Genomic DNA, 25,442 nt, shown 5'->3' with positions numbered 1-25,442 from the left:
TTGAATAAGCTCGGACATTGTCGTAGCTTGACAAGGCGCGGAGTCTAATCATGGAGGGGACAATGGGGGAAAGCCGGACAAAGGCGGCAGAAGCAAGCCGTTTGGGGAAATTCTCATGGGCCATGTTCGACTGGGCTAATCAGCCTTATTTCACTGTTGTCACGACTTTTATCTTTGCGCCGTATTTTACCTCCTTTGTGGCTTCTACTCCTGCACAAGGTCAAGCGTATTGGGGCTATACGCAAGCGGCTGCCGGAATTTTAATTGCACTTTTCAGCCCGGTCTTTGGCTCTATTGCTGACGCGGGCGGGGCCCGTAAGCCCTGGATCGTCTTTTTCTCAATTATGTGTGCTGTTGGCGCTTTTGCTTTGTGGTGGGCCGTGCCGGGCCAGCAAAGCGGAATAATCTGGATCCTCGTTGCGATCGTTATTGGAACTATTGGTGTTGAATTTAGCCTAGTATTTAATAATGCCATGTTGCCAAATCTGGTACCGCAATCGAAATTGGGACGCCTTAGTGGATTCGGCTGGGGATTGGGGTATATCGGCGGGCTAATAGCCTTGTTTATCGTGCTCCTTGGTTTCTCCATGCCCGCAGAACCCTTGCTTGGGTTGGACAAGGCAACTCATGAGCCAGACCGGATCACCGGGCCAATGGCGGCGATTTGGTTGCTTATCTTTATCGTCCCCATGTTGTTATTCACTCCTGATACAAAACCAACAGGTGTCTCCAAACGCGTTGCGATCACACAAGGACTTGCATCTTTGCTCACGACGTTGCGAACATTGAGAAACTACAAGAACATTATGTTTTTTTTAGTTGCTAGGATGTTTTACAACGATGGCATTTTGGCGTTGATCGGTTTTTCTGGAATTTATGCAGCGGGTTTGTTCGGCTGGGAAACGACACAGCTCGGTATTTTTGGCATCTTGATAAATTTCTTCGCCATCGGTGGTTGCTTTATCGGGGGCTGGTTGGATGATAAGATCGGATCAAAGCCAACGATTGTAATATCGGTCCTGGGGCTGTCTTTCGCCTCCGTTGGCGTACTGTCGATCAGTCATGGCCAGGTTCTATTCGGCCTTCCGGCGGCGATGCCAGTTGAAGGCGGCGGCTTATTTGCGAGCCCGGCCGAAATGGTCTTTATGGGCTTTGCCTTTATAATGGGATTGTTTTTTGGACCAGCACAGGCAGCAAGCCGGACTTTGATCGCGCGCTTGTCTCCACCGGAAAAGATCGGGGAATTTTTTGGCCTGTTTGCCCTTTCCGGAAAAGCAACAGCTTTTATCGCACCCCTCCTAATTGGCGTCGTGACGACAGCAACAGGGCAGCAAAGACCGGCAATGATCGTAATCTTTATTCTACTGTTGATCGGGGCTGCCTTGATGAGTTTTGTCCGTGAGCCCGACCACTAGGATCACGCGACAGAGATGGCTGTTCCTGAAATAACCACCATGAGCATGCTGTCACCGATTACTTCGACATCAACGCTGACACCAACAATGGCATTGGCGCCTAATTCTTCAGCTTCTTCTTGAATGTCCTCGAGAGCGAAGCCTCGTGCATTTTTGATTTCCTTTTGATAGGCATCAGACCTGCCTCCAATTTTATCGGTTACTTTTGCGAAAAAATCGCGAACGAAATTTGTTCCCATAACCGCTTCACCGGCGACAACGCCATGATAGGCCGTGATAGTCTTTCCTTCAACGGATCCCGTTGTTGTAATGATCATTCGTGCACCCTTTCTTGTCTTGAGTACCTTAGTGTCTGAAATGCCTCATTCCAGTTAGCACCATAGCCAAACCAGCCTCGTCAGCTGCTTTTATAACATCATCGTCGCGCATGGATCCACCGGGTTGTATGATTGCCGTCGCTCCTGCTTCTGCCGCTGCAAGCAGTCCATCCGCAAACGGGAAAAAGGCGTCAGAGGCAACAACTGAGCCCTTGGCCCAAGAAGCTTCTTCGCCGGCGTTCTTCGCTGCCTCAAGGGCTTTACTGGCGGCAATTTTTGAGGAGTCTACTCGGCTCATCTGACCTGCACCAATACCGACAGTTACCCCATTGCGAACATAAACGATTGCATTGGATTTAACATGTTTGGCGATAGTAAAAGCGAATTTCATATCAGATAGTTCCTGTTCTGTTGGAACTTTCTGCGTAACAATTTGTAATTCCGGTTGGGCCGTTAGTTGATTATCGCGATCTTGGACGAGATACCCGCCTGCGAGTGATTTTATCAACTGGCCGTCATTTTCCGGCGCTGGAAGCCCGCCTGTTAGGAGCAACCTAAGGTTTTTCTTCGAAGCAATAATAGCTTTTGCATCATCGTCGGCATCAGGTGCAATGATCACCTCTGTAAAAATTTTGATAATTTCTTTGGCTGTCGCAACATCTAAAGTTTGATTTAAGGCAATAATTCCACCAAAAGCCGACGTTGTGTCACAGGCAAGCGCTGATTTGTAGGCCTCTGACAAAGTCGATCCCAAAGCGACGCCGCAGGGATTGGCATGCTTAATAATTGCACAGACGGGCCCGAAAATTTTAGGGTTGAATTCTGCGACCAATTCAAAGGCTGCATCAGTATCATTGAAATTGTTATACGATAGTTCCTTCCCTTGGAGTTGCGTCGCCGAAGCGACACCGATCCGGATTTCATCGTTCGAATAAAAAGCAGCGGATTGATGAGGGTTTTCCCCGTAACGCATAACCTGCTGTCGTGTGCCACTGAAAACCAGACGATCCGGAAACTCTTGTCCTAATTGCTCAGCATACCAAGATGAGATCGCAGCATCATAGGCGCCGGTACGAGCGTAGGCTTTTGCCGCCAAGCGCTTGCGTAGTTCGATGCTCGTTTTTCCATTATGAGCTATCAGCTCTTTGATTATCTCCGCATAGTCATCTGATTCGACAATGACATTTACAAATCCATAGTTTTTAGCGGCGGATCGAATCATCGCTGGACCACCAATATCGATATTCTCAATACAAGTGTGAAAATCGGCGCCTTTTGCAACGGTTTCCTCAAATGGATAGAGATTGACAACGACTAGATCAATTGGGCCAATATCATGTTGGCTCATTGCAGCCATATGGTCTTCGTTATCTCGGAGTCCCAAAATACCGCCATGTATTTTGGGATGAAGCGTTTTAACGCGGCCGCCCATCATTTCTGGAAAATGTGTATGATCCGCAACCTCGGTGACCGATATTCCAGCGTCTTGCAGCATTTTGGCGCTGCCGCCGGTCGAAAGAATTTCTATATTCTGTACGGCCAACGCTTTACCCAAGTCGATGAGCCCCGTTTTGTCAGAGACAGAAATGAGAGCACGATTTACTGGCTGTAGATCACTGGTAGGCATCGGTGAATGTATCCTTGGCTAAGGTGATTGAAGACACGCTGGCGCTATAGCATGATGGGCAAGTTTTCGGAACAATTAACGAAAAAAACTTAGACATTCTCTTCTCGCGGCAGTACCAAAGACGAGTAATTCAATATTGGAAGCAGACAGTATGGCGAATTCTTCTCCGGCAGCCTTACATGGCTTGGAAAAAGTGAGCGATAAAACAACGATCTCCATAGTAGGCCTTGGGTATGTGGGTCTGCCTCTAGCGGTTGCATTGGCGCGGCAGTTTACTGTTATTGGATACGATGTTCACGAGGAGCGCGTCCAGGAACTTCGACAAGGAGTGGATAGAACTTTCGAGATCGACCCGCCTCTATTGCGGGCAAGCAGCATGGTCGTTACGACAGAAATCGGGGATATTGCTGATGCTGATGTTCATATTGTTACCGTACCTACACCAGTTGATAAAAATAATAAACCTGATTTAGGGCCTTTGGAGGGCGCCTGCGCCTGCGTTGGTTCGATATTGAAAAAAGGCGCTATCGTGGTTGTAGAGAGTACTGTTTATCCGGGTGTGACAGAGGATGTATGTGGTCCTCTATTGGAGCAATACTCCGGTATGGTTTCGGGACAGGATTTCTATTTGGGATATTCTCCGGAGCGTATCAATCCTGGCGACAAAGTGCATACGGTTGATAAAATTATTAAGGTAGTATCCGGGCAAACCGAAGAAATTACCGATATTCTTTCTGATATATATGGTGCTGCGACATCCGGCGGTATCTTTCGCGCACGAAATATCAAGACAGCTGAAGCAGCAAAAGTAATAGAAAACGCACAGCGCGATATTAATATCGCCTTTGTAAATGAAGCCACAATGATTTTTCAAAAACTTGGCCTTTCGGCTTTTGATGTGCTTGAAACAGCTGGAACAAAATGGAATTTCCTAGATTTCACCCCTGGCCTGGTCGGCGGTCATTGTATTGGCATTGACCCCTTTTATCTTGCGCATAAAGCTGATGAAGTCGGGCATTTTGCAGATTTGATTTTGACGGGCCGTCGAATAAATGAGTCCATGGGAAACTTTATCGCTGAAAGCGTTGATACGAAACTCGATGGAAACAGCAAAATATTAGTTCTGGGCTTGACGTTTAAAGAGAATGTTCCTGATTTACGGAACACAAAAGTCACAGACATTATTTCCAGATTGCGTGAACTGGGGCATCAAGTAGATATCCATGATCCACTTGCCGACAAAGAAGAAGCGCGCCAGTTCCTGGATATTGATTTAATTGAGAGTCTTTCAAACTTAAAAGGATATGACGCGATTATTGGCGCCGTCGCGCATTCTGTTTATACAACTCTTTCGGCATCCGCATTGGAAGCAATGATGACCCAGGAAGGGTTAATTGCCGATGTAAAAGGGATCTGGCGAAATACTGAATTTTCTTCAAACATCAAGCGCTGGCAGCTTTAAAAATAATACTTGATTGGCGGCGCGTAACTTAAATTTTACTCTGACAATCGAGTAAGGGCCCACTTAACGAGCAAAGGGCTTTCATTTTCAATATGGCCGCCAATGACGATCTGCTGATTGTGACGTCGTTCACCTGGAATGCTGCAATAAACGCTTTCTTCCAATGTAAGCAAAGGAGCGCCAGTCAGGAATTTCCAGCCAGAGCCGCTCAGCGTTCTGATCAAAATATTCTTACCCCCCGCACTTCGTGAAATACTCAGATCGGGATGAAGGTGAAAGCGGAGTGTAAAATGAGATCGATTGGCTGAAGGCCGTCGCTCTGGAATGAGTTGGTCCTCGCCACGCAGAGCTAGTCCACTTGCATCCATATATAAACGGCGGCGATGACGTAACCCAACAGACGACAGATATCCCGTGCTTTCCAAATCAAGCCAGACATTTCCTTCTTCCTCATTGCGGACCACCGCACTGTGCTCATTTTCACCGTCATTACTAGATGGGAAAACGGCGTTTAAATTGCCAAAACCAAGCGTAGAATGTGCAGCAGTGGACGCAAGGGCTTTCCCCCAAGAGGAATCTAGATCTCGAGATCCACCGCAATTCACGATCAAACGTTCTCTCCCGTAACTAAATTCAAAACCAAGAAGGCCTGAATATCGAAGGTCGCGTTTGTCTCGACCCCCTTCACCAGTTTCGATCAGAAGTAGAGCCCGTCCTGCTTTTAGTCGCTCAAACCCCCCTTGCGGGAAACGATGCGGTGCACGGCCCGTTGCATCAGACATGGAGAGGAGCGTATCGCAATAACCATCATCCATTAAACTCCCGCCATTGAAGAGAGCCAACTTGCCATCTCCATGCTGAAAAAACCGGACTGCGGGAGCAAGTCGATCGATTGTATTATTAAGGATAATGGGAACAATTACATTTGCGGCCATCAAGGTGTTGCGTAAGCTGACAAGATGCCCGAGCAATATTAAATGTTGTTCGGGGCTTCTGGAAATGTGGCAGCCGTCAGCCATAACGATACGCCCAATTTCTGCTTCTAGGCCGGACATGATTTTGTCAGTCTGTTTTCGTAAATCCGGAAAACATAAAGTGCCATACACTAGGGCCTGCCATAAACCAAAGCGATCTTGCAGAGCCGTCTTTCTTTTACTTATGCGCGATAAATGTAAATATTGCCGTCTGAGGGAGCGAAGGAACTTGAAATTGAAATCACTATCTTCTCGTTCCATAAGGAAACCGCTGTAACAAAACCAATTAATTAGTCTCTGAGACAACACATCTTCATCCCAAGCATAAGGTGTATAAGTTTCAAAGTGCGAAATCCAGGAAAGCACAAGTGCTCTGCTATGACGTTTTGCGGCTTCACTGCCATTTGCGGAAAAGTCCCGAAGCCATGCAAATTCATGTAGTTCTCTATGCCAGGCAAGAGGCTGGCCCTCGGCGTGCCAGGGCTCAGGCGAGGCTAAATAAAATTCGTGGCCTGCAAAATCAAAATGCCCCTGAAAAATACTATCAGCACGGTCACTATCACCGGGGAAAACATCGACGGGAACAAGGGAAAGCCGTTTAGGAACGCGTGTTTTCAAGCTTGCCTGATATGGGCCGCTTGCGAAAATGATATCCAGAACTGTACGCCGCGATGGTAAGCCTCCTACAGCAGGCAAATTCGCGGCGGCTGTCATGCTCTGCCCAACAATGTGTTAATGTTGGCAGCATATTGGCTTGGTCCGCCTTTAAATGCCGCGCTACCTGCGACAAGTAAATCTGCGCCAGCCTCTATTACCAGAGGGGCGGTTTCTACGTTAATGCCACCATCAACTTGTAAATCGATATCCCGTCCAGATGCATCGATCATGGATCGAATGGTTCGGATTTTATCGAGTTGCGATGTGATAAATTTTTGACCGCCAAAACCAGGGTTGACACTCATTACCAGTATTAAGTCGACCTCATCTATAACATGTTCAAGTGTTGACGCAGGCGTCGCCGGGTTCAGAGAAATGCCTGCTTTTAATCCATGCGATTTCACCAATTGCAGGCTTCGGTGAGCATGCGGGCCGGATTCTTGGTGTAACGTAATAATGTCAGCACCGGCATCGACGAATTCGTCAACAAACGGATCAAACGGTGTAATCATCAAATGGCAGTCAAAAGGTTTATCTGAAAAGCTACGAATTGATTTCGTCACTGCGGGTCCAAAACTGATGTTGGGAACGAAATGTCCGTCCATGATATCCAAATGAATAAAATCAGCACCAGCGGCCGTGATGGCGGCGACTTCTTCTCCTAGTTTGGCGAAATCAGCGGCAAGGATTGACGGTGCTATTCGGACGGGTTTTTGCATGATATTCCTTTAACATTTCAAACGGTTCTGCTCAAGCTTATGAGGCAGATAATTTAATGAGCCGTGCTGCGAAAAATCCGTCCATGCCGCCTGAATGCTGGGGTAAGCAACGAATATCGCCATTTGTGTTAATCACTTCGGACAGCCCTCCAATTTCTTTTGCATTAACGGGTTGTCGTTTAAGGCTAGAATCACGCTTCAGCAAGGCGTCAATTTGGTTCTCACCCTCTTCCGCTTGCAGCGAGCAAACGCTGTAAACAAGTATAGCGCCGGGTGTAAGTTGCTTGGATGCGGCATCAAGAAGCCGTGTCTGCAACAAGCAAAGTTTTTCTATATCGGCAGATGTTTTTAGATAGGCGACATCTGGATGGCGCCGGAGTGTCCCGGTACTGGAACAAGGGGCATCAAGTAGTATTCCATCCAATTGTTGTTTGGGAGAAAAATTCTCTGCCTCCCCAATCTGTATATCAACCGACAACCCTAGGCGATCCATATTTTCTATCAAGCGCTTCATGCGGCCTTTTGATCTATCAAGGGCAATTACTTTGGCGCCAGCGGCAGCTAATTGTGCTGTTTTTCCTCCCGGCGCTGCACAGTTATCTAGAATTGCTTTTCCTTTAACGTCTCCGAACAGCGCAGCCGGGATCGTTGCGGCAGCGTCCTGAACCCACCATTCTCCCTCGTTAAAGCCGGGCAAAGACGTTACATCACTGGCAACAGGTCGACGTAAAGATCCATTTGCAAGAATATCGGCTTCGAGCAATTTCGCCCATTTTTGTGGATCGCCTTTCACAGAAATATCGAGCTTTGCTTCTGTCATATTGGCGGCAGCTATTTCATGGGTAATTTCATTGCCATAATGTGCTTCCCACTTATCCCAAAGCCAAGATGGCGTATTGTGTTTGGGGACATCCATTTGACTTAATAGCTTTGCACCCTGCCTGTCGGTCCTCCTGAGTAGTGCATTGATCATTCCGCGATATTTACTTTTTTCGGAAACTAGCTCTACAGTGTCATGAACGGCGGCGTGCGATGGAATGTTGAGGAACAGGATTTGGGCAATACCAATTCTAAGGATATGTCTGATTTCAAACATTTTGTCGGAAAGTGGCCGGTCCAGCATTTTATCAATCAGGCCATCGATCGTGCCCAAATGGCGAAGGGTGGTTGAAGCCAGAGCTCGCGATAGGGACCGGTCGCGCGGTGACAAACCTTTGAGGACCGGATTTAGGATCTCTTCCAAAAGCTGGTGTTTTTGCAGAACGCGCGTTAACAGGTGAACCGCGGCACGGCGGGGATTGATTTGTATGTCATTCATGTCGGTGTCATACGGGAAAATGACCTTTCGGTCTATAGAGGGGTTGGAATTACTGGAAGTCTATGGATTACTGCCCTATTTTTATGCCATGAGACACAAGATTAACATAAGCGGAACAAAAAAATGAAAGATGATAAAAAGACTTTAGATACTGACGCGCAAGAATCCTCTGATAATGGCGTTGAGAAAAACGAAAAAACAGCCATAAAGCAAACTCAGGCGGAAGGTGAGATTGGTGGTCCCAAGGGCCTGGAGCCGACGCGGTATGGGGATTGGGAGCGCAAGGGTATTGTGAGCGATTTTTAAGAAGCTTTCCCGCGCTCCGATAACCAAATACCGAAAAGGACTAAGACTAAAGCAGTTCCTTGATATATTTCGAACGGTTCACCCAGAAAACTTACGGCGAAAATAGACGCGAATACCGGAACCAAGTTTGCAAAGACGCCTGCGCGGCCAGGGCCCAAAATCTCAACGCCGCGGATAAAGGTGAGCTGCGCAATAAATGAAGGAAAAAGCGTGACCAAAATAACAACGATCCAACCGCTTGAGGTCGGCGCCAAGAAATGATCAAGGTGAATCTCTACAAAAGCGAACGGTAAGGACGTTACAAAGGCAGCTGTTGCCATTACTGCGAAAAAACTTAAGGCGGAAACCTCTGGTTTGAAGCGGAGTGCAACAGTATATCCTGCATAAAGTGCACATGCGCCAAGCATCATGACATCGCCCCGATTGAGTGCAAGGCTAGCTAGGCGATCCAAACTGCCACCTGAACCAACGATGACAACACCGATGATTGTGACGAGAACTCCGACGATCTGCATGGGAGTGACTCTTGCTTTTAAAGCAAAGAAAGCGGCAGTGATAACGAATACCGGGATTGATCCTTGAAGAATACCGATATTTACAGCAGTCGTCGAATGAGCGGAAACATAAAACAGTGTATTAAAACCCGTGAATCCGAGGCTGCCCATGATCAACATGTACACCAATCTTTTCTTCAAGATAGGCCAGTCCCTGACAATCTGACGGCGGGCGATAATCATCATTAAAATCACGACACCCATCCAACGTAAAGAAACCAAAGCCATTGGCGAGACTTCACCAACAGCGAATTTTCCTAAAACGGCGTTCATGCCCCAACATAATGTGGTTATAACCAGAAAAGCATATGCCTGCAGGTTACTGCCAGAAGTTGGTAGATGAATATTCATGGGATCCAATTTTTGGGAACGATAATTCTAAGCCTGAGACCTTACGAGATCAGAGGGAATATACCAAATGCTTTCCAGTACAAAAATTAAAGCTTGCCCATTATACAAATATGTTTCCAAGACACCGTATCTATTGGCACCACGGACAGTCGACTTTGCTTGATTAGCGCTAGATTTTCCAGCTTTGGCTCTGCTTTAATTTCGGCGAGCGTTACAGGCGAGGGCAAGGTGCCTAAAGCTCTTACATCGACCATGCCGAAGCGACCTTTAGGATCTGTATGATCCGGATAATACTCTTTGATTACTTCAACGATACCAACGATGCTCTTTTCCTTCACAGAATGATAGAAAAAGCACTGATCTCCAATTTTCATGGCTTTCATATTATTAGAGGCTTGATAGTTGCGAACACCATCCCAGAAAGTACCCTTCTCGCCGGCCTCCAACTGGTCTTGCCATGACCAGGAGCCAGGTTCTGTTTTTATTAGCCAGGTATTCATGGGTTGCCCCTGCTTTCCTTAATTTCGCATTCCGGGATATATTCCCATCTTTTTGGCAATAATTTCCAGCATTATTTCGTTCGCCCCGCCACCAATTCCGGTTAGCCTCAAATCCCGATAGGCTCGGGATATCCAGTTTTCTGACATAAACCCCTGCCCGCCCCAATATTGCAAACAAGCGCTCGGAATTTTATTTGCAAGGCTACCCATCAAAAACTTAGTCATCGAAGCAAGTTTTGTGACATCCTCACCCGAGACATATTGCTCGGTAGTTCTGTACAGTAACGCTCTTGCAGCCTCCAGTTCACTCTGCATTTCGGCGAGTTTGTGGTAGACGACTTGATTGTCCAAAATGGTACCGCCAAAGACTTTGCGTTGTCCGGTATATTCAATGGTGTCTTCAATAGCCATTTCCATTCCCCGAAGGGCGCGAGCGGCGACAAACAATCTTTCTTCCTGGAACTGTCTCATTTGATAGGTAAAGCCTTTGTTTTCTTCGCCAATCAAATAGCCAACGGGTACCCGTACATTATCGAAGAAAAGCTGCGCCGTATCGGAACAGCGCAAACCGAGTTTGTCCAGTTTGCGGGTAACGGAAACGCCTTTGGTTTTCAGTGGTACGATAATTAGAGATTTGTTGCGATGCGGCCCGCCTTCTTCGGCAGTATTACACAGGAGGCAAACCCAGTCACCTTGCACGCCATTTGTAATCCACATTTTCGAACCATTGATAATATAGTCGCCACCGTCCTTTTTTGCGTTGGTTTTGGTATTTGCCACATCAGATCCTGCAGTTTCTTCGCTAACTCCGATGCAACCGACAAGGTCTCCCGAAATTGTCGGAACTAAAAATTCCTGCTTGAGTTCTTCACTGCCGTATTTAGTGAGTGCAGGAGTGCACATAGTGGTTTGAACGCCAATCGAGGTTGAAACACCGTTGGCGCGGATACCACCCAATGCTTCGGCGAAGACCATTTCAAAGGAAAAATCCAGGTCAAGACCGCCATATTGAGTAGGCTTTCCGATGCCAAGGAGGCCGGCATCGGCCATCTTTTTCATGACTTCATGAGCGGGAAAAATATCCGCATTTTCCCAATCATCTACGTTTGGATTTAGATCTTCATCAATAATCCGATTTACGGTCCGCTTAAGCTCATTATGCTCTTGGGTAAACAGCATAGAATTCCTCGTTTCTTGTTTATTATTTTATAATAATAGATCACAGGAAAACTACGGGAGCAACATTTATCCGCGGGAGGGAAGCCGCAATCTTTCTTGCTTAGACGCCGCCACCGATTGCATGTTTCCAAGGTTTGACAACCACACTTTCAAAGAGGCCTGCTCCGGCGTAGGGGTCGCTGGCAATCCAAGCTTTTGCGGCTTCCAGATCGGTATCCTCAAAAATAATCAGGCTTCCGTTCGGTTTTTCACCATCTGCAGTCATTGTTGGCCCAGCAATTTTTAACGAATCCCCCTTATTTTTAAGGAAATCTAGATGGTCTGGGCGGGCATCCAGGCGAACTTGCAAATGATCTGGCTTGTCTGTGCAATGTGCGATAAAAAGCATGTTTTTTCCTTTGACGTTCAAATTAAAATCCGGCGAGTTTTTCGTCTCTAAATGGGCGGGCGAGTAAATCTTCAATAGCACTGGATACGGCTGTTCCACCGCTCAAAATCTCGTCTACCGCCGCACAGATTGGCATTTCGATACCAAATTTTTCTGCCAGCTTACAGATTGCGGAAGCAGTATAGACGCCTTCCGTTACTGCAGTTCTCTGTTGAAGTATTTCTTCCAAGATATCTCCTTGACCCAACGCGGCCCCAAGTGAAAAATTTCTCGAAGTCTGTGAGGTGCAGCATAATATGAGATCCCCAAAACCGGACAAGCCCATAAGGGTTTCAGCGCGCGCCCCTAATTTCTCACCCAATCGCAATATTTCGGCCATTCCTCTTGTGATCAGTGCTGCTCGGGCGTTTTCACCTAACCGCCCACCCGCAACCAGACCGCAGGCAATCGCCAGGACATTTTTTACCGCGCCACCAATTTGTGCGCCTATCATGTCGTCTGTTAAGTACGGGCGAAAGGTGGGTAGGCCGATCGCCTTCACTAGGCTTTCACCAAGTTCCCTATGTCGACAGGCAAGTGTTGCGGCAGCCGGTAGCCCGCGCGCAATTTCGGTGGCGAAGTTTGGTCCGGAAAGGATGGCATGGGGATTTGACGGGGCAATTTCTTCCATTATTTCGCTCATCAATCTCCCGCTTTCTTGTTCGATTCCTTTTGAGCACATCACAAGTGCGGTTTCAGGCTCGAGTTCCGGTTTTAATCGATAGAGTGTTTCCCGGGCATGCTGTGCCGGTGTTACCAATAAAATAATGTCAGATCGAGCCGCCTGCTGGATGTTAGAGGTTGCCATAATTCCGGAAACCAGCGGAATGCCGGGTAAGTACGCCAAATTTGATTTCTCAGCGTTAAGCGAGTCGGCATGTTCGCCATGACGAGTCCATAAGATGACATCATTTCCGGCTTTTCTTGCCGTGTTTGCAAGGGCTGTACCCCAAGCGCCCGCTCCTATAACAGTCAGCTTAGTCATCTGTATCCTAAAGTTATCGTAGTCACGCATTTGATGCGTTTGATTAACATGAACGAGGCGGAACAAAAAGCAATGAATTGTCGGCAGTTGTTGCTGTGTAAGCAACTTGTGATAAACTGAGCGCCTATTGAAAGAGCCTTTAAAAAAATAATAAGAACTGAGGACAGCTAAAAATATGGCCAAAAATAACTATGACGTTATTGTCGTTGGGGCCGGATTCGCCGGTTTATACATGTTGCATAACCTACGCAGCCGGGGTTTTTCAGTTAGAGTTTTTGAAGCAGGTGGAGATATAGGCGGCACCTGGTATTGGAATCGCTATCCGGGTGCGAGATGTGATGTTGAAAGTCTCGAGTATTCTTATCAGTTCTCTGAAGAATTGCAGCAAGAATGGGTTTGGTCGGAGCGGTATGCGACGCAAGCTGAAATTTTGAAATATGCTAATCATGTGGCGGATAGGTTTGAATTGCGGCGAGATATCCAGTTCGATAGTCACATTTCGAAAATGGCTTTTGACGAAACGTCAAATAGCTGGACAATAACAACGGCCGACGGTGAAGCGACCGTCTCTCGTTTTTGTGTAATGGCCACAGGCTGCCTTTCATCGACCAATATTCCAGCAATTGAAGGTCGAGAAAAATTCGCTGGCGGTACTTACCATACTGGAAGCTGGCCACATCACGGGGCAGATTTCACTGGTAAGAAAGTTGGGATCATCGGTACTGGCTCTTCTGGAGTCCAGTCTATTCCAATTATCGCAGAACAGGCGGATCATCTATACGTTTTCCAAAGAACACCGAGCTATGCAATACCTGCGTACAATGGACCTTATGATCCTGAATATGAGCGCGAGAGGAAAGCAAATTATAAAAATTACAGGGAAGAAGCAAAGAACTCTAGATCCGGTTTTCTTCTCGCCATAAATGAAGATATGGCGATGGATGTCAGCGAAGAGGAAAGGCAAGTAGCTTATGATAAACGCTGGAAAAGGGGCGGCCTGACTTTTCTAGGGGCTTTCAACGACCTTTTAACCAACAAAGAGGCTAATGATACAGCGGCAGATTTCGTACGAAGTAAAATCCAAGAGGTCGTCAATGATCCGGATTTAGCTGAAAAACTGTCGCCGCAAACGGTCGTCGGTTGTAAACGAATGTGCGTCGATACAAATTACTATCAAACATATAATAGGGATAATGTGACGTTGTTGGATGTCACTGAGCATCCAATTGACGAAATTACGACAACAGGTATTCGACGTGATGGGACGGAAATCGAATTGGACGAGCTGGTTTTTGCAACTGGATTTGATGCCATGACGGGCGCCCTCGCCAAAATTGACATTAAAGGTAGCAATAAAACAACATTAAAAGAGAAATGGGCTGAAGGTGCCAAAACATATCTTGGTGTGGCTATTGCTGGCTTTCCAAACTTGTTTATTGTGACGGGCCCTGGAAGCCCTTCTGTGCTCGCAAACATGATGCCAGCTATTGAGCACCATGTGGAATGGATTTCCGATTGCATTAATTATTGTCGCGAAACCAATTGCAACAGGGTTGAAGCTTCTAGTGATGCGGAAGAAGCGTGGGTTGCTCAAACGAACGAACTTGCCAGCCATACTTTATTTCCGACATGCAATTCGTGGTATTTGGGCGCAAATATTCCGGGGAAACCTCGCATTTTCATGCCGTACCTGGGCTTTCAGCGCTATTTGGCCGCCTGCGAGGAGATTGTCGAAAAAGGCTACAAAGGCTTTTCCTTGTCTTAGGGTCGTTTAGAGATATATTGATAACTGACGTCATTAAAGCGCAAGACGCTATTTAAATGCGTTTCAGACTATCTTTGAGGGATACTTAAACGGTTTTGATAAAAAATCTTGGCGGAAGCGCCCGCTCAATTTTACTTGCAGCTTTTTGTCTAACTGCGTCACTGGAATTTGCGCGACTTGCTTATGCGGAAACCGGTGTGAATGACGCGGAAATTCTATTTGGCCAATCGGCGGCTTTTGAAGGACCTGCATCCGCGCTTGGACAGGGCATGCGCGATGGTATTTTGGCGGCTTTCCATGAGGTGAATAAGGTGGGCGGCGTTCATGGGAGGCGCCTAGAGCTAAAATCCTACGATGACGGCTATAATCCAGGAAAAGCAATTGAAAACGTCAATCGCCTTTTGACGGTCGACAAGGTTTTTGCATTGATTGGCGGGGTCGGCACGCCAACGGCAAAAGCGGTTCAGCCAATTGCTACCCGCGATAATATTCCTTTCATCGCGCCGTTTACAGGCGCGTCGTTTTTACGAGATCCTGCATTGCGAAATGTCGTGAATGTGCGTGCTTCCTACGAACAAGAAACGGAATCCTGGATCGAGCATCTTACTGAGGACTTGGGGATAAAACGTGTCGCCGTCTTTTATCAGGACGATTCCTTTGGCCGAGCAGGCCTTGCCGGTGTCACGAAGGCGCTTGAAAAAAGAAACTTGAAAGCTGTTTCTGAAGGAAAATATTTACGTAATACGACGGCGGTTAAGCGGGCCTTGCTTTCAATCCGTGCCGGAGATCCGCAAGCGATCGCTATGATTGGAACTTATAAAGCAAGTGCCGAATTCATAAAACTAGCCCGTCGTTTGAAATTCGATGTTGTTTTTATGAATATATCCTTTGTTGGCAGTAAAGCTTTGGCGAACGAATTGGATGGGAAAGGTGAGAAGGTCTATGTAACTCAGGTCGTACCGTTTCCAGAAGACAACAGTATTCCACTGGTTGTAGATTACAGAAAATCATTGCTTAGCTTGAACTCGTCTTCGGAACCTGGTTTCGTCTCATTGGAGGGATACATAGCAGGGAAACTAGTTATCGCAATTTTGCAGAGGCTGGGAAACGAGCCAACCCGATCAGGGTTTATTGATCAAATAGATCGGGAAGTACAATTTGATTTGGGCGGCATCAAGCTCGCATTTGGGCCTGACGACAATCAAGGTATGGAGGGAGTATTTTTGACAGAAATACTTCCGGATGGAAAATATAATGCGATAGAAGAACTTCCTAATGACTGAAGATAATACACATAGCGACCGGCGTAAATTTGAACTGAAAATCAATGGTAAGCTGTTCTTGGCGTTGGGCTTGCTAGCCTCGATGAGTGTGATCGCCGGTATAATAGCGTGGTATTCTTTCGTCCATGTTTCATTATCCACGGACCAAATCACGAAACAAAGCCTGCCGGAAATGGAATCCGCTTTAAAATTGGCTGAATATGCGGCCGAAATTTCTTCGTCTGCACCAGATTTAATGGTCAACACTAGCTTGGAGGATCACCGTAAAACAATTGAAATCCTTGATCAGCGCATCGCGAAATTGAGATTAGCCATAGAAAACTCGCCGATTAAAACGAGTGATGTGGAAAAGTGGGAAAAACTGGGCAAAGTAGAAAACGAATTATCGAACAGCCTTTCAAATTTGAAAAATGACGTTGTTTTGCGCTTAACCAAAAAAACTGAAACAGAAGATAGTACGGCGGAACTTGCGCGAATTCATCAGTTTTTTCTGCTGACGATGGAGCCACTTATAGATGATGCCGTATTCGAATTTGTTCTGGATGGTGAAGAAATCTCAGCTAAAAGCGGCGACAACCTTCGTGCACTAATAGGTGATTCTATGGAATCAGTTGACGCTATTCTTGCGTTTCGGATTAGTATTGATACTGCCGAAGACCTGCTCGCGGAGATAATATTTTTGCAAGACCCGAAGCGTTTGGGAGTCTTGGAAAGCGAATTTGACCAGCTTCAAAAAGTAGTTGAAAGCCTAGGCGAGAAATTTCAACTGGACGAAAGTAGCCAAGCATATGTTGTACTTGGCCAGTCTGTTCTGGATATCGGGCGAAGCGAAAACAAAATCTTCTCGATAAAGCGAAATTCTTTTCGCCAGCAAGGTACGGATGGAACCGTTTTTTCTACTCAATTGATTGAGCAATACAATTATTTGCAAGCAGCTTATGCGAACTTTCAGCAAGTATTTTCACGATTGATGATATCCAAGTTGCAGAATTTGGATGTTGCAGCGCAGAAGGAAGCAACAACATCATCGGCTGCGATTAATCAATTGATTGATGTCGGCGCCAACACCTTACAATTGCTGCTCTCCCTTCGCGCCGAAGGAAATCTCGTTGCAGGCATTTTGAGCGAAGCGGCAAATGTATCCAATGTGGCATTGATCGGCCCTTTTCAGGAAAGATTTGAAGCATCATCGAAACGGATCGCCGATATGCTTGAGCAAATTTCCGCGATATTGCGGGATAATAATCTTGCTGCAAGTACCGTCCGATTGTTGGATATTGGGACGGCAGATAACAATCTCTTTGAGACGCGTCGAAGTGAATTGGAATTTTCTACACGTGCCGCGGAATCACTGAGAGTAAGTAGAGCCATATCACTGGCGTTATATAAAGAAGTCGCCGGTCTAGTTTCGACGGCAAAGGATAGAAGTGTTGTAGCTGAAATACACTCTGGCAAGGTTGTCCAGTCTGGAAAAACATTTCTCATACTTGTGGCATTGGCCAGTGTATTAACCGCTTTGTTTGTGATGATTTTTTATATTCGGCCAAGAATAATTCGGCCGTTGGAAAATATAACGGAAACTATGACAAAGTTAGCGAGTGGCGACACGGCAATTGAGATTCCTTCTCGAGATAGAAATGACGAACTTGGATCCATGGCGAATGCCTTGGCCGTCTTCAGGGATACGGCGGTGGAAAATCAAGAATCTAATCATCGTGAACTGGAAGTCACCCGACGGCGATTGGTAAACGCCATCGAGAACATTTCGGAAGGTTTTTCCTTGTATGATGCAAATGATCGCCTGGTTGTCTGTAACAGCGTGTATTGCAGTCAGTTTTTTCCAGATCAATCCGTTGACTTGCAGTATGGCAAGACTTTTGAAACGATCATGCGCGAGGCAGCGGCCCATGATTTTATTGAAGATGCTGTAGGGCGGCAGGAAGAATGGATCACGGAAAGCCTCCATAATCATCGCAAAACATCAAGTTCATATGTTCAGCGACGAGTCAATGGGCGCTGGATTTTGATCAATGAACGCAAGGCGGAAGATGGTAGTACGGTTGCTGTGTATTCCGACATTACCAAGATCAAGCGTCAGGAAGAGGCAATTGCTGAACAATCCACCGCTTTGGAACGGTTGTCGAACCAGCTTGCGAAATATCTGTCTCCGCAGGTTTATGCGTCAATTTTCGAAGGCACCAATAGCGGCGATATCACCAGTCGCCGTAAGAAGCTCACAGTATTTTTTTCAGACATTGTTGGATTTACGGAGATCACCGAACGTCTTGAAGCCGAAGATCTTACGCGAATTCTCAATCAGTATTTGACGGAAATGTCTGAGATAGCACTGGCACATGGCGCAACGATTGATAAATTTGTTGGCGATGCGATTGTCATTTTCTTCGGCGACCCGGAAAGTAAAGGCGTTAAGGAAGATGCCATTGCCTGCGCAAAAATGGCTCTTGTTATGAAAAAGCGCTTACAAGAGCTGAATGAAGAGTGGTTCGAGATTGGTATAGAAAAACCTCTACAAAGCCGTATAGGAATCAATACTGGCTATTGCACAGTGGGGAATTTTGGTAGCTCTGAGCGAATGGATTACACGGCGATTGGAAATGGGGTGAATTTAGCGTCCCGGTTGGAATCAACAGCCTCAACAGGTGAAATCAGAATTTCTCATGAAACCTACGCAAACATCAAGGGAGAAATCCTCTGTGGCAATAAAAACCAGATAACCGTTAAGGGCATAAAATTCCCGGTTGCGACATATGAGATATTGAGTGAACGGGATGAAATTTTGCAGTCTGTTGACGCCATTCACGAAGAGTTCCAAAACCTGAAACTCGATATCAATCTCAAGGAGATGTCTATAGCAGGGCGCCGAAAAACAGAAGCACTTCTTCAGAAGGTATTATCTCAAATTGCTGAAGAAGATGAAGGCAAAGGGGATGGATCCAACAAAGATTAAATTCAGAAAGCGCTGCTAGAAAGGTAAAAAACCAATGGCACCGGAGCAACCGCGATCAAGATTGTTAAAATGTAAGCTGGGAAGGAGTATATCCCGCTTAATCCTGCAATAAATGCGATGCCACCGCCTCCACCGATCAGTGTATTACCAGGTATATTCAGGACGACGACAAGGGCGAGATATCTGTGCTTCAACAAAAAAGGGATTATAAACCGCGGGGCTTTATTTGTCAGAAAAGTCAGCCGCTCCTCTTTGGACAGTGGCGCTATTTGTTTGGCCAACTCGCTGGCTTTCTTTAGTCCAAAAAAGCTAAATGTCGCAATTGTTGCGCGCGCCGGCACGAAGCGTCCGAATAAATACGAGATGTTCAACGCAAGTACCATGCAGAAATATACTAAGAAGAGAACCTGCGCTCCCATGACCATCAAGAGACCCAGTCCAATTTCGGCACCTGGAATAAAGGGTATTGCTGACACAATGACAAAAAGTAGCGCCGTCATTGCGACCATCATTTGTTTTGCGGGCCCGTCAGTCGATCCTGAGTTTGGATTGATAAGCTCTGGCAGCCAATCACCTGCGATGATCCCACCCCAAAGTAAAGCAGCATAGAGTAAGATCAAAATGATCAATCGCTTGTATTTCACCTTAGAGCAGCAATAGACGTGCGAGATTTAGGTATTTTTCTCATGTCTTTCCCCCCAGACAAGATAAGAAACCATCGTATCTACCCTGTCCAGTTGGGGCAAGCTCAAACAAAGAGCAAAAATGGTAGAGCCTAGCGTTTTACGATGACTTCGTAGCCTGTTTCCTCTGGTTCATCATCCAACATTTCTGCTGGGAATCCGGAAGCCAGCAATTTTTCACCGCAAGCGTCTTCAAGCCGCGCAACTATGTTTGGCGACCATTCACGAGGACCATACCGTTTTTCGCCGTCTTTAAAAATATCGAGAATTAACGGGGAGATTTCCAAGGGAACTTTATGCTTATCGGCAACGGATTGAAAAAGACTGACATCCTTAACAACCAAGTCCATGGTGAAATTAATATCGCGACTACCATTCAGGATGACTTGACTTTCCGTTTCATGCACGAAGGAATTGCCGGATGAGATACGAATGGCTTCGTACGCTGTCGCGAGATCCATCCCGGCCATTTTTGACGTCATCAACGCTTCGCCCAGAGCCACTAAATGTACAGTACATAGATAGTTTGTGACGACTTTCAGCACCGACGCAGATCCCAAGTCGCCGGTATGGAGCACCCGCCGGCCCATGGTCGTGAGCAGGGGTAGCATTTTCTCGAATACCGGTCGATCACACCCTGCAAAAATGGAAATGTTTCCTGTCGCCGCACGATGGCATCCTCCGGATACCGGACAATCGACCGGAGACGCGCCGCGGGCTTTTACAAGCGCACCCAATCTTTGAATTTCTTCCTCATCGGTTGTACTCATTTCCGCCCAGATTTTTCCTTCCGTCAGGCCGGCGAGAATACCGTCGTCGGCCTCCATAACGGCGGCACTTGCGGCGGGACTCGGAAGACAGGTAATAACGACATCGCAAGCTTCTGCCATATCTTTCGGGCTGTCTGCCCATTTTGCACCCGCCTCCAAGAAAGGCGCGGCCGAAATTTTATTCAGATCACGTACGGTTAAGCTGAAACCATTCCGTTGCAAACACCCTGCAAGCTTACCGCCCACGTTTCCCAGCCCGATGAAGCCAATTTCCATTCGAAAAACTCCCTATTTTCTTATGTTGCACCGATAATTTCGACCCCATTATCCGTTCCGATAATGATTGTGTCCGCGTAATCTATAAAAAGTCCATGCTCAACCACGCCAGGCATCGTGCTGAGGGTGAGAGCGAGGCTTTCTGGATCTGTGATAATGCCAAAATTACAATCTATGATGTAGTTTCCTTCATCCGTTATGAACAGAGCGCCGCCGCCATCTTGTCTGAGAGACGGCGTGCTGCCTAATGCTTGCATTTTTGGCATAAGGGCCGGTGCAGAAAACCGGACAACTTCTACCGGCAATTTGAAGGCACCGAGCTGGCTCACGCGTTTTTTGGCCTCTGCGATGACAATCATCCGGTCTGACAGAGACGCCACTATTTTTTCACGCAAATGAGCACCTCCACCACCTTTTATGAGGCGACGCTGCGGATCGACTTCATCTGTACCGTCTATTGTCAGGTCGATGATCTTTACTTGATCTAAACTCGCGATCTCTATGCCAAGCTCAGCAGCTTGTTTTGCGGTGGCATCTGACGTCGGCACGCCGATTACCTTGAGCCCGGCTTGCACACGTATCCCTAATAAATCGACCATTTTTGCCGCGCATGAACCCGTTCCAAGACCGAGAACCATACCGTCTTCGACATAGGTCACAGCGGCTTCAGCCGCCATTCGTTTCTGTTCGTCTTCTGTCATGATCATGTTTCCTCGTTCTTGTCAGGCCTTGTAGCCGGCGTAAGGGGCGGGTTCGGCGTCCGGATCAAGTGGCCAACGGGCCCGCGCCGCGAGCGCCAAAGAGTCAGATTGCCCGAGTTTGTATTTTTCGATACCTGCCCAGGCAATCATTGCGCCATTGTCCGTGCAAAGGACAGGCGGCGGAACAGCAAGTTTTATATTGCGCATCTGGGTAAGGTTGGTTAGTTCGGATTTCAGATATTGATTAGCCGCGACACCTCCTGCAACAACAAGAGTGTCTCCGTTAGGATATTCATCTTTAAAGATATCTACCGCGTTTTGTGTCCTGTCCATCAGACTATCGATCGCAGCTTGCTGAAAACTGGCGGCGAGATTAGATATATCCTGTGACGTTGCCTCGATCCCTATTTTTTCACGAAGTTGACGGACAGCTGTCTTGAGGCCGGAAAAAGAAAAATTGCAGCCCTCTCGGCCTTTCATTGGCCGCGGTAACGCATATTTTCTTGGGTCCCCTTGTAAAGCTGATCGTTCAACGGCGGGGCCGCCCGGAAATCCAAGCTCCAGCATTTTTGCGGTTTTATCAAAAGCTTCACCAACGGCGTCATCTATTGTCGTACCAAGCCGGCGGTATTTTCCGACTGCTTCGACAACCAGTAATTGTGAGTGCCCGCCAGAAACCAATAAGAGCAAATAAGGAAAGGCAATTTTGTCGGTCAGGCGAGCGGTCAAAGCATGGCCTTCCAAATGATTGATGCCGATCAGCGGAATGTCGGCCACGGCAGCTATGGCTTTTGCAGTCATCAATCCAACTAGAACACCACCGATTAATCCAGGTCCTGCCGTCGCCGCGACTGCAGAAAGATCAGGATAATCGATTTTCGCTTCGGACATTGCTTGGGCAACAAGGCGGTCCATCTGTACAATATGAGCCCTTGCCGCTATTTCTGGCACGACGCCGCCAAAGGGTGCATGGGCTTCAGTTTGCGATAAAACCACATTTGACAAAATAACACGGTCCTCTGTCACCACCGAGGCGGCGGTCTCATCACAACTACTTTCTAGTCCCAAGACTACTATTTGTTTCTTTGACATTTGTTTTCTATTACAAACCGGTGCAGATTGATAATGGCTCTAACACTTGATGGATAATCCCGCAACATGACGATTGTTAAAAAATACAAGATCGGGACGAGGGGAAGCCCTTTGGCTCTTGCCCAAGCTGATGAAACACGTACACGTCTGTTAAAAGCTCACCCCGATATTTTGACGCCGAAAAACCTCGAAATCGTTGCCATTAAAACTACGGGTGATCGTATTCAGGATCGAGCGTTAAGCGAAGTTGGTGGTAAAGGACTCTTTGTAAAGGAAATTGAAGAAGCCTTGCTGACAGGCGCGATTGATTTTGCGGTTCATTCCATGAAAGATATGGAAACGCAACTTCCGCCAGGTCTTATCATCGACTGTATTCTTCCTCGAGAGGATGCACGGGATGTATTTATTTCAGACGATGGCATAAGTCTGACGGATCTTCCTGTTGGGGCTATGATCGGTACGTCGAGCCTACGGCGTCAAGCCCAAATACTTAACCGACGCCCCGACCTGAAGGTTTGCATATTTCGCGGTTCGGTCGATACACGATTAAGAAAATTGCGGGAGGGCGAGGCCGATGCGACACTTCTCGCGTATGCGGGCCTTAAGCGACTTGGCAAAGAAAAGGTAGTAACAGATTTGCTAACTCCTGATGAGATGCTCCCGGCAGTTGCCCAGGGCGCGATTGGTATCGAACGTCGGTCGGACGACCAAGATGTTAAAGCGCTGTTATGGCCAATTAACGACGCAGTAAGTTTTTCGCGTGTTCAGTGCGAGCGGGCAATGCTGGCTATTCTCGATGGATCCTGTCGTACGCCAATTGCTGGCTATGCGGAAGTAAATGCCGTTGGTGATTTGGAACTTAGGGCTAGCCTGCTCAGTCCTGATGGCGTGATTCGCTTAGATGCCAGAGGAACAGCGCCACTAGCGCAAGCGCAAGAACTCGGGGAACGGATTGGTCAAGAATTGAAAAACCGGGCGGGAGACGACATGCTTCCTTTTCCAGTGTAAAGTAGGTGATATGAAGATATTAGTTACACGTCCAGAACCGGACGCCAGCCGACTTGCTGCAACCTTAAGCGATCTGGGGCATGAAGTTGTCTTGGCGCCGATGATGGTAATTGAAAATCTTCCGGGGACAAAGATTGCGACGGAGGATGTACAAGCGTTATTGGTGACGAGCGCCAATGGTGCGCGGGCGCTTGGCCGTGCAACTGCTTTTCGAAACGTCAAGGTATTCGCGGTTGGAAACGCTTCTGCGGAGGCTGTTCGCGGCGAAGGTTTTGACAATGTCGTGAGCGCCGCTGGAGATGTCCCTTCGTTGGCTAAGCAGGTGATATCTGATTGCAAACCGAAGAATGGAAAACTTGTCCATATAGCGGGCACGGATGTTGCTGGTGATTTGTCAGGGCTGTTGAAAGTTGCGGGGTTTGAATGTGATCGTGCGGTTTTGTATGAAACTAAAGTCACGGAAAAACTGGATACAGACCTTTTTAGTATGTTTAATTCGGGGGCTTTAGATGCGGCCCTGTTTTATTCGCCCAGAACGGCCCTAATATTTAAAGCCAATATAAAGGCCGCTGGGCTCGAGGCAGCATTGGATCATGTCATTGCTTTTTGTTTGAGTGATGCTGTAGCGGAAAAAATAAACGATTTTTCTTGGAGCGATGTTAAGATCGCAAAAGAGCCTAATCAGGATAGTCTTTTGATGTTGCTAGAAGATGTCAATTTGGCCAACCTGAAAACAGATAACCCTGATAAGATAAGGGAGCAGAAAGTGTCCGATAAAAAATCAGGCAAGCCTGATACGCCGCAAAAGACAACGGCGGCGGCAGAAGATCCAAGCCTTAAGAAAATTTTGGAAACAGATGTAAAAGGAAGCGCTGGATCTGACGCACAAGCCAGCAAAGCTTTACCCGAAACGAAGAAGAAATCGTCATTGAGCATTGTTTTACTTTTGTTGATTTTTGTCTTTAGTCTGGGATTAGCGGCATGGCCGCTTCTTTATCCGAAAGTACAAATTTATCTTCCGACACAAACGGCGGAAATTATTTCTGGTCAATTTGGGAGAGCGGATAGTTTAGATGCGACCGGGGAGCTTGCGAATATTCAAGCATCGCTGAAGACGGATTACGCAAAACTTTCTAATCGAATTGATGCTCTTGAAAAAGCTAAGCCGGTAGCAACGTCTTCGGTTACAACTTCGACGACACCTGAGACCAGTAATGCTGTTGCAAGCTTATCCGCGTCAACTGACCAACGCATTGGTGGACTTCAAGCTCAACTTGAAGAGCAAGTGCAAAAAATAGAAATGGCGACGAATCGACTTGCTAAGCAAGAAAGCGAAATTTCAGGCTTGAAAGTTGCTGAACCCACGGCACAGACCGAAAACCCTGAGACACAATCCGAAATACTCGATTTGAAGAATGAACTTCTTGACTTAAAAACCAGGATGAATGCGCTCCAAAGCGAGCTTGCGACAGAACAGGATTCTTCTAAGACTCAAGCAATGCTGCTGTCGTCAATTGAAAGCTCTCTTAAAGATGAGGCAGATAACAAGGCAAGCGTTCAGGCTGAAAACAAGCGTACCTTAATGCTACTCGCTCTTGGTCAATTGCAACGAGAAACCAGAAATAATGAACCCTTTGAAAATGGCTTGGCACAAGTCTCTGCTGTTGCCACATCGGATCTGAAAACTGAACTAGACCTCCTGTCCGTTATTGCGCCGAAGGGTGCGGTAACAATGCCTACTTTGCAAAAAGAATTTGCCAATATTGCAAGTGATATCAGTCAGTCGGCACGCCTTCCTTCGGATGAAACATGGTACGGCCAGACTTTACATCGCATTGCCTCGGCTGTTAAATTTCGTCGTGTAGATGACCTCGACGGAACGAATGTTGACGCGATCGTCGCCCGTACGGAGCAAGACTTGCTCACGAATGATCTTGATAAAGCGGTTGCAGAAGTTGAAAAACTCACGGGCCCATCAGCGGAAATCGCACAAGACTGGCTGGCAAAAGCGAAAGCAAGGCTGAATGTTGAGAATGCAATATCTGGGTTGCTTGAAAAAGTAACATCAGAGGCTATTTCGACACCATCGTCGAACTAGAGGGGCA

Annotated in this window: 22 protein-coding genes; 8 read left to right on the top strand and 14 right to left on the bottom strand. The window is 47.0% G+C overall.

Going from position 1 to position 25,442, the window contains the following annotated elements; genetic code table 11:
- Positions 1–50 precede the first annotated feature (50 nt).
- Positions 51–1,415: an MFS transporter gene (locus V7723_RS05235; RefSeq protein ID WP_335683385.1), complete on the top strand. Its 1,365-nt coding sequence runs from the start codon at positions 51–53 to the stop codon at positions 1,413–1,415.
- A gap of 2 nt (positions 1,416–1,417) precedes the next feature.
- Here V7723_RS05235 and V7723_RS05230 read toward each other — a convergent pair whose 3' ends face one another.
- Together V7723_RS05230 and purH are read right to left on the bottom strand one after the other, a co-directional pair.
- The gene (locus V7723_RS05230; protein ID WP_335683384.1) at positions 1,418–1,732 is read right to left on the bottom strand and encodes a heavy metal-binding domain-containing protein; all 315 of its coding nucleotides are present in this window, start codon (positions 1,730–1,732) and stop codon (positions 1,418–1,420) included.
- 28 nt (positions 1,733–1,760) lie between these two features.
- Positions 1,761–3,359 carry a bifunctional phosphoribosylaminoimidazolecarboxamide formyltransferase/IMP cyclohydrolase gene (gene purH / locus V7723_RS05225; RefSeq protein ID WP_335683383.1) on the bottom strand — a complete coding sequence of 533 codons (1,599 nt, stop codon included), beginning with the start codon at positions 3,357–3,359 and terminating at the stop codon, positions 1,761–1,763.
- 151 nt (positions 3,360–3,510) lie between these two features.
- On the opposite strand from purH, the gene V7723_RS05220 reads away from it, so the two are divergent.
- Positions 3,511–4,821: a nucleotide sugar dehydrogenase gene (locus V7723_RS05220; protein ID WP_335683382.1), complete on the top strand. Its 1,311-nt coding sequence runs from the start codon at positions 3,511–3,513 to the stop codon at positions 4,819–4,821.
- Positions 4,822–4,856: 35 nt separating this feature from the next.
- Here the strand turns inward: V7723_RS05220 and V7723_RS05215 are convergent, their stop codons facing one another.
- Genes V7723_RS05215 through rsmB form a run of 3 tightly spaced genes read right to left on the bottom strand, consistent with a single transcriptional unit; the run spans position 4,857 to position 8,489 of the window.
- The gene (locus V7723_RS05215) at positions 4,857–6,509 is read right to left on the bottom strand and encodes a heparinase II/III family protein (protein ID WP_335683381.1); all 1,653 of its coding nucleotides are present in this window, start codon (positions 6,507–6,509) and stop codon (positions 4,857–4,859) included.
- Positions 6,506–7,171 carry a ribulose-phosphate 3-epimerase gene (gene rpe, locus V7723_RS05210; protein ID WP_335683380.1) on the bottom strand — a complete coding sequence of 222 codons (666 nt, stop codon included), beginning with the start codon at positions 7,169–7,171 and terminating at the stop codon, positions 6,506–6,508. Before rpe ends, V7723_RS05215 begins: the two co-directional genes overlap by 4 nt.
- Before the next feature lie 37 nt (positions 7,172–7,208).
- Complete coding sequence (gene rsmB / locus V7723_RS05205) at positions 7,209–8,489, bottom strand: 16S rRNA (cytosine(967)-C(5))-methyltransferase RsmB (protein ID WP_335683379.1); 1,281 nt, start codon at positions 8,487–8,489, stop codon at positions 7,209–7,211.
- Positions 8,490–8,612: 123 nt separating this feature from the next.
- Here rsmB and V7723_RS05200 point away from each other — a divergent pair, with 123 nt between their 5' ends.
- Complete coding sequence (locus V7723_RS05200; protein ID WP_335683378.1) at positions 8,613–8,795, top strand: DUF1674 domain-containing protein; 183 nt, start codon at positions 8,613–8,615, stop codon at positions 8,793–8,795.
- On the opposite strand, the gene V7723_RS05195 is transcribed toward V7723_RS05200, so the two are convergent.
- The 5 genes from V7723_RS05195 to V7723_RS05175 form a co-directional block, all read right to left on the bottom strand.
- Positions 8,792–9,700 carry a DMT family transporter gene (locus V7723_RS05195; RefSeq protein ID WP_335683377.1) on the bottom strand — a complete coding sequence of 303 codons (909 nt, stop codon included), beginning with the start codon at positions 9,698–9,700 and terminating at the stop codon, positions 8,792–8,794. The genes V7723_RS05200 and V7723_RS05195 overlap by 4 nt on opposite strands.
- 86 nt (positions 9,701–9,786) lie before the next feature.
- The gene (locus V7723_RS05190) at positions 9,787–10,200 is read right to left on the bottom strand and encodes an EVE domain-containing protein (protein ID WP_335683376.1); all 414 of its coding nucleotides are present in this window, start codon (positions 10,198–10,200) and stop codon (positions 9,787–9,789) included.
- Between the two features lie 18 nt (positions 10,201–10,218).
- Complete coding sequence (locus V7723_RS05185; RefSeq protein WP_335683375.1) at positions 10,219–11,379, bottom strand: acyl-CoA dehydrogenase family protein; 1,161 nt, start codon at positions 11,377–11,379, stop codon at positions 10,219–10,221.
- A 100-nt stretch (positions 11,380–11,479) separates the two neighbouring features.
- Entirely contained in the window at positions 11,480–11,767 is a 288-nt protein-coding gene (locus V7723_RS05180; protein WP_335683374.1) for a YciI family protein, read from the bottom strand.
- Positions 11,768–11,789: 22 nt separating this feature from the next.
- Positions 11,790–12,791, bottom strand: coding sequence for an NAD(P)H-dependent glycerol-3-phosphate dehydrogenase (locus V7723_RS05175; RefSeq protein WP_335683373.1), 1,002 nt, complete (start codon positions 12,789–12,791; stop codon positions 11,790–11,792).
- A 175-nt stretch (positions 12,792–12,966) separates the two neighbouring features.
- Here V7723_RS05175 and V7723_RS05170 point away from each other — a divergent pair, with 175 nt between their 5' ends.
- The 3 genes from V7723_RS05170 to V7723_RS05160 all read left to right on the top strand — a co-directional run bounded on the left by V7723_RS05170 (position 12,967) and on the right by V7723_RS05160 (position 18,807).
- Entirely contained in the window at positions 12,967–14,556 is a 1,590-nt protein-coding gene (locus tag V7723_RS05170) for a flavin-containing monooxygenase (protein WP_335683372.1), read from the top strand.
- A 95-nt stretch (positions 14,557–14,651) separates the two neighbouring features.
- Positions 14,652–15,839, top strand: a complete 1,188-nt coding sequence (locus tag V7723_RS05165) for an ABC transporter substrate-binding protein (RefSeq protein WP_335683371.1) — start codon at positions 14,652–14,654, stop codon at positions 15,837–15,839.
- On the top strand, positions 15,832–18,807 hold the full coding sequence (locus tag V7723_RS05160) for an adenylate/guanylate cyclase domain-containing protein (RefSeq protein WP_335683370.1): 2,976 nt from the start codon (positions 15,832–15,834) through the stop codon (positions 18,805–18,807). Before V7723_RS05165 ends, V7723_RS05160 begins: the two co-directional genes overlap by 8 nt.
- Before the next feature lie 2 nt (positions 18,808–18,809).
- Here the strand turns inward: V7723_RS05160 and V7723_RS05155 are convergent, their stop codons facing one another.
- The 4 genes from V7723_RS05155 to tsaD all read right to left on the bottom strand — a co-directional run bounded on the left by V7723_RS05155 (position 18,810) and on the right by tsaD (position 22,314).
- A complete protein-coding gene (locus V7723_RS05155; RefSeq protein WP_335683369.1) occupies positions 18,810–19,436 on the bottom strand; it encodes a hypothetical protein in 627 nt (208 codons plus the stop codon).
- A 146-nt stretch (positions 19,437–19,582) separates the two neighbouring features.
- Positions 19,583–20,536, bottom strand: a complete 954-nt coding sequence (locus V7723_RS05150; RefSeq protein WP_335683368.1) for an NAD(P)-dependent oxidoreductase — start codon at positions 20,534–20,536, stop codon at positions 19,583–19,585.
- A gap of 20 nt (positions 20,537–20,556) precedes the next feature.
- Positions 20,557–21,237: a ribose-5-phosphate isomerase RpiA gene (gene rpiA, locus V7723_RS05145; RefSeq protein ID WP_335683367.1), complete on the bottom strand. Its 681-nt coding sequence runs from the start codon at positions 21,235–21,237 to the stop codon at positions 20,557–20,559.
- Positions 21,238–21,258: 21 nt separating this feature from the next.
- Positions 21,259–22,314, bottom strand: coding sequence for a tRNA (adenosine(37)-N6)-threonylcarbamoyltransferase complex transferase subunit TsaD (gene tsaD / locus V7723_RS05140; RefSeq protein ID WP_443024191.1), 1,056 nt, complete (start codon positions 22,312–22,314; stop codon positions 21,259–21,261).
- Between the two features lie 81 nt (positions 22,315–22,395).
- Here tsaD and hemC point away from each other — a divergent pair, with 81 nt between their 5' ends.
- Positions 22,396–23,337 (top strand): hydroxymethylbilane synthase, encoded by a 942-nt coding sequence (hemC, locus tag V7723_RS05135; protein ID WP_335683365.1) that lies wholly within the window; start codon positions 22,396–22,398, stop codon positions 23,335–23,337.
- 10 nt (positions 23,338–23,347) lie between these two features.
- Positions 23,348–25,435 carry a uroporphyrinogen-III synthase gene (locus V7723_RS05130; protein WP_335683364.1) on the top strand — a complete coding sequence of 696 codons (2,088 nt, stop codon included), beginning with the start codon at positions 23,348–23,350 and terminating at the stop codon, positions 25,433–25,435.
- Positions 25,436–25,442 lie beyond the last annotated feature (7 nt).

This window comes from Sneathiella sp., from assembly GCF_036960985.1.
In the GTDB taxonomy this organism is placed as follows: Bacteria; Pseudomonadota; Alphaproteobacteria; order Sneathiellales; family Sneathiellaceae; genus Sneathiella.
This window is presented reverse-complemented; position numbering and strand designations above follow the sequence as displayed.